Raw genomic sequence first — 1,423 nt, 5'->3', positions numbered from 1 at the left:
CCGCCAGCCCAGCTAGACCGCCTGATGGAGCGGCAGAGGCCTGGTCATCGCCCGACGGCCATGGCGGCTGGCTGCTTCGGGGGCTTGCCTTGGGCAGGGCTGCAGCTTAGGTTGATGACATTGGGCTTTAGCCCGTCCCAGTGAGCGAAGCGAACGCTTTGAACCACTTGTTAGGCTGTATGCTTGAATAGTGATGGTGAAGGATGCTCTGAAGGTTAACGGCAACGAAGATGACCTGTAAGTAAACTGTGCGCAATAATTTTCGGAGTGATACACGGCTTAAGTTTTAGCTCCGTTTTTTGAATGACTCAAAAATTCAACATCGTTATCACGTAGAGCGAAAACCCAACGCTCCATGCCGCCTGCTTCACCTGCAGCAAATGACTTAACTTTCCCATGGATGTCGACTTGCCATATCCGGAGGATAAGGTCGCGATTATCACCCTCCGGCCAGTAGTTGCTGATAATTGCTAATTGTTCAGTTTCGATCCAGTTTTTTTGCCAGATATTTTCAAGTTCAAAATATCTGGTAAGAATGTTATCTCCAACTGTGTTCCACATTTGATTGAGCCTAACGTTTGGTTAAGGGGCTGGCTTCAGCCAGTCCCAGTGAGCGAAGCGAACGACTTGAACCACTTGTTAGCCGCTGTGGCGATGGATAACCGCAACCGAGCAAGCGACGCTGAATGTAACCAAGCGCAAGCCGATGGCCAACGTGCGAAACGTTGCCTGCGTTGCAGTTTGAAAATGACTTGCCGTTAGCGCCGCTGATGGGCCGAAAAAGCCTAAACAGAACGGCAGTAAGCAGCGCACATGAGCGCCAAAGAATGCTTTCAACTGAGCGTAAGAACAAAACCATTTCTGCATCCTTGCCGAACTAAAAAGAGCCAACAATCCAACGGCGGCTAACGTTTGGTTAAGGGGCGGGCTTTAGCCCGTCCCAGTGAGCGAAGCGAGCGTTTTGAACCATTTGTTAGGCGCGGACTTGAGCCGGGCGTTGCAAGTAGTTGCGCCACGATAGCCACCAGTGCTTTTGCTTTAAATGGCATCTTCATGCTGTTGTGCTCTTTCATGTGCTTTTTCTGCTCGGCAATTTTGGAGCGCCTCAGCGCCAGAACGGTGTCATGGCTGGTGTGCAAGGCAATTGCGGAACAAAGATTTTTGGCGCCGCCCGCGATTTCAAATACGCCAAATTCCTTTCATGAGAAACACACGGTTTTGAACTATTGATTCCGCGATTTTCCATGCGTCCGCAATCCTTTGCTTTGTGTGCCTAACGTTTGGTTAAGGGGCGGGCTTTAGCCCAATGTCATCAACCTAAGCTGCAGCCCTGCCCAAGGCAAGCCCCCGAAGCAGCCAGCCGCCATGGCCGTCGGGCGATGACCAGGCCTCTGCCGCTCCATCAGGCGGTCTAGCTGGGCTG

Annotated in this window: 1 protein-coding gene; it reads right to left on the bottom strand. The window is 51.9% G+C overall.

The features are described from left to right. Positions 1-279 precede the first annotated feature (279 nt). Complete coding sequence (locus HBN63_RS21520) at positions 280-561, bottom strand: hypothetical protein (protein ID WP_170050838.1); 282 nt, start codon at positions 559-561, stop codon at positions 280-282. Between the last annotated feature and the right edge of the window lie 862 nt (positions 562-1,423).

Source organism: Pseudomonas sp. WS 5011 (assembly GCF_012985775.1).
In the GTDB taxonomy this organism is placed as follows: Bacteria; Pseudomonadota; Gammaproteobacteria; order Pseudomonadales; family Pseudomonadaceae; genus Aquipseudomonas; species Aquipseudomonas peli.
This window is presented reverse-complemented; position numbering and strand designations above follow the sequence as displayed.